The organism is Gordonibacter pamelaeae 7-10-1-b (assembly GCF_000210055.1).
Classification (GTDB): domain Bacteria; phylum Actinomycetota; class Coriobacteriia; order Coriobacteriales; family Eggerthellaceae; genus Gordonibacter; species Gordonibacter pamelaeae.
The window spans coordinates 277,169-280,703 of record NC_021021.1 but is presented as its reverse complement, the minus strand read 5'-3'; the positions used below and the strand labels follow the sequence as shown (position 1 = coordinate 280,703).

Below are 3,535 nucleotides of genomic sequence, written 5' to 3'. Positions count from 1 at the left end.
CGCCGAGACACTCGTCACCACGTGCCCCACCTGCACCTACACGGTGGCGCAGGCCTGCCTCGGCGCGCCGCCCGAGCGCGGCATCGGCAACCGCCACTACCTGGAGCTGCTGTTCGGCCAGACCATCGACTGGCCGCAGGTGTTCGCCCAGCTGGGCGGCATGTGGGAAGGCGAGTACGGCCCCTGGCTCACCCAGACGTTCTTCGCCTAGGAGGGCGCCGCCCGATGCGCGGCCCGGCCGTCGGGAAGGCCGCCGCGGCCCTTACGCCAGGAAGCGTCCCAGCAAAAAGCCGGCCACCACGCAGAGCGCGGCGAACAGGGCCGACAGGCCGATGAGCCGCGCGTCGCGCTTCTCGCGGCGGACGCGCTCGCGCTCGGCACGGTTGCGCTCGAGGAAGAAGGAGTACCCGTCCGAGGTGATGACCACGATGGTGCCGCGCTTGCCCTCGGCCTTCGCGGCCAGCGCCCCGGCATCGATGAGCTCGGCCTGCAGCTCGTCGTCGGGGCGGTAGGGGAAGGCGCAGCGGTACACGAGCTCGCCCTCGACGCTGCACGTCGAGCGCTCGTAGTCTATGAGCCGCGCCAGCTCGCGCTCCTGCGGTATGTTCAAGGAGATGGCCACGCGCACCTCTCGATCGGTTTCATGATGATGGTTTCCATGATAGCGGGTCGCGGCGGGCGGGGGATGTGGAAAATCGCCGGAGATCAGGAAACGTCCCGGTACCCGGAGGCTCCGGACGGGCAGCGCGGCGCCTCGCGCCCGCGTACCGCACCTCTTTCGTCGGTTCTTCGTGAACCTGCTTCCTCAACCCTACCATATGTGCGATAATTCCGTTTCGGTGTGCCAGAGTGCGACTCGGACGTCTTGCGAGGCCGACGCGGATGCGCGCCGCTAGGGGGCAGCCGCCGAGAGCACCGCGCACGCTGCCGCGAGGCGATTTATCGGAAATGATGGAGGATAGTTACGTGGAGACAAAAGTTGAGGCATTGCAGGATAACCGCGTCAAGGTGACCGTTACCGTCGATGCCAAGGATATCGACGCGCGCATCAAGAAGACCTACAAGGACTTCGCGCACAAGTACAACTTCCCCGGGTTCCGCGCCGGCAAGGCGCCGCGCCCGATCATCGACAACGCGCTGGGCGCCGAGGCGGTTCCCGCCACGGTGACGGACGACGTGGTGAACGAGACCTATCCCCTCGCCATCGACGAATGCAACCTGTACCCCGTGTCGAAGCCGACGTTCGCCGAGGACATGGGCCTCGTGGCGGCCGGCAAGCCGTTCGAGTACTCGCTCGAGGTGGAGGTCAAGCCGGAGCTGGAGCTCTCCAGCTACGAGCCGGTGGAGATCGACATGCCCGCCGAGGGCGCGAGCGACGCCGAGGTCGACGACCAGATCGACCAGCTCCGCGAGCACTACTACGACTACGAGGACGCCGCCGCGGCCACGAAGGTCAAGGAGGACAGCTACCTCGACCTGGGCATGAAGGCCACCGACGACGCCGGCGAGGACATCGCCTCCCTGACATCTCCCACGCGCCTCTACGGCCTGGGCACCGGCCTGTTCCCGGCCGCGTTCGACGCCGAGCTCGTGGGCATGAAGAAGGGCCAGAAGAAGGAGTTCTCCATCGACGTGCCGGCCGAGCCGACCGTCATGACGCAGCCCCTCATGGGCAAGACGTCCAAGATCAACTTCGAGGTGGAGGTGCAGGCCGTCAAGAACAAGGTGCTGCCCGAGGTCACGGACGAGTGGGTCAAGGACACGCTCGGCTTCGAGAACGTGGCCGACCTGCGCACCCGCGTGGCCGACTCCATCCTGGAGCAGAAGGAAGAGGTGCTGCCCCGCATCAAGGAGAACCAGTGCCTCTCCAAGCTGGCCGACCGCCTGCAGGGCGACGTGCCGGAGGCCATGTGCGAGGAGGCCGAGACGAGCCTTTTGCAGGACTTCTTCCAGCAGCTGCAGCGCCAGGGCGTGAGCTTCGACGCCTACCTGAAGCAGCAGGGCATCACGCCCGACCGCTTCAAGGAGGACGTGAAGGCGCAGGCCGCCGACATGACCAAGCAGGACCTCGCGCTCGACGCGTGGGCGCGCCACTACAACATGGAGGTCACCGACGAGGATGTGGCCGAGGAGTTCGTGAAGAGCGGCGTGGAGGATCCGAAGAAGCTCCAGGAGGAGTGGCGCCGAAACGGCCAGCTCCACATGGTGAAGAACGGTATCGCCCGCACGAGGGCCGCCGAGGACGTCATGGAGAAGGCCGTCGTGACCATCGTCGAGCCGGGAGCGGCCGCCGACAAGAAGGACGAGAAGAAGCCCGCCAAGAAGGCCTCGGCCAAGAAGACCGCCAAGAAGGACGAGGCCAAGGCCGAGGCTACCGAGAAGAAGCCGGCCGCCAAGAAGGCCGCCCCGAAGAAGGCCAAGAAGGACGAGGCCGCCGACGCCGAGAAGGCCGCGGACGCCGAGTAGCGCCGCAGGCGGCCCTTCGGACGCGCCCTCCCGGGGGCGCGTCCGCTCGTCTCGCCGAGGGTAACGAAACGGTAGCCTGGCCTTGCGTGGCGGCGAAACGTACATCACTATGGCATTAGACGATTCCGTGCGGTCCCGCCGGGGCCGCGAGCGAAAGCGAGGCAACAAGCTATGAGCTACGATACCAAGGCAGCACTGATCCCCTACGTCATCGAGCAGTCCCCGCGCGGCGAGCGCAGCTACGACATCTACTCCCGCCTGCTGAACGACCGCGTGATCTTCCTGGGCGAGCAGATCGACGACAACGTGGCGAACTCCGTGGTGGCGCAGCTGCTGCACCTGGAGAGCGCCGACCCCGAGAAGGACATCTCCCTCTACATCAACTCGCCGGGCGGCTCCGTCACGGCGGGCCTGGCCATCCTGGACACCATGGACTTCATCAAGTGCGACGTGTCCACCATCTGCCTGGGCGAGTGCGCCTCCATGGCCGCCGTGCTGCTGTCCAACGGCGCCAAGGGCAAGCGGATGTGCCTGCCGAACTCCATGGTGCTCATCCACCAGCCGTCCGGCGGCGCGCAGGGCCAGCAGACCGAGATCGCCATCGTGGCCGACTTCATGCTGAAGACCCGCAACCGCCTGAACAAGATACTCGCGGACAACACGGGCCAGACGCTCGAGACCATCCAGGCCGACACCGAGCGCGACAACTACATGACCGCCGAGGAGGCGCTGGCCTACGGCCTGGTGGACCGCATCACCACGTCGCGCGCCGCCGCCGCGGACACCGAAGAGAAGAAGAGCGAATAACCTGCTATGACGAACGAGAGACACGAGGAATTCGCCGGCCGGGACGACATCGCGTGCGCCTTCTGCGGGAAGCACCCGCACGAGGTGGCCGCGATGATCTCGGGCCCCAACGGCATCTACATCTGCGACGAGTGCATCTCAGTGTGCGCCGACGCCATGATGCGCGATCTGGGGCTCTCCGTGCCGCCCGAGGCGGACGTGCCGATGGAGCCCGAGCCGCAGGGCCGCCACGCCAAGCGCGCGGGCGAGCCGTACGTGGCCG

General features: G+C 66.8%; 5 protein-coding genes. 4 read left to right on the top strand and 1 reads right to left on the bottom strand.

Going from position 1 to position 3,535, the window contains the following annotated elements:
• The coding region (locus tag GPA_RS01230) for a hypothetical protein (RefSeq protein WP_041238738.1) at nt 1-211 on the top strand (211 nt) is incomplete at its 5' end.
• 51 nt (nt 212-262) lie between these two features.
• On the opposite strand, the gene GPA_RS01225 is transcribed toward GPA_RS01230, so the two are convergent.
• The gene (locus GPA_RS01225) at nt 263-622 is read right to left on the bottom strand and encodes a hypothetical protein (protein WP_041239908.1); all 360 of its coding nucleotides are present in this window, start codon (nt 620-622) and stop codon (nt 263-265) included.
• A gap of 326 nt (nt 623-948) precedes the next feature.
• On the opposite strand from GPA_RS01225, the gene tig reads away from it, so the two are divergent.
• The 3 genes from tig to GPA_RS01210 all read left to right on the top strand — a co-directional run.
• Nucleotides 949-2,466, top strand: a complete 1,518-nt coding sequence (tig, locus tag GPA_RS01220; RefSeq protein WP_041238737.1) for a trigger factor — start codon at nt 949-951, stop codon at nt 2,464-2,466.
• 171 nt (nt 2,467-2,637) lie between these two features.
• The gene (locus GPA_RS01215; protein WP_015538715.1) at nt 2,638-3,273 is read left to right on the top strand and encodes an ATP-dependent Clp protease proteolytic subunit; all 636 of its coding nucleotides are present in this window, start codon (nt 2,638-2,640) and stop codon (nt 3,271-3,273) included.
• A gap of 6 nt (nt 3,274-3,279) precedes the next feature.
• On the top strand, nt 3,280-3,535 hold a 256-nt coding region (locus GPA_RS01210), incomplete at its 3' end, for a ClpX C4-type zinc finger protein (protein ID WP_041238736.1).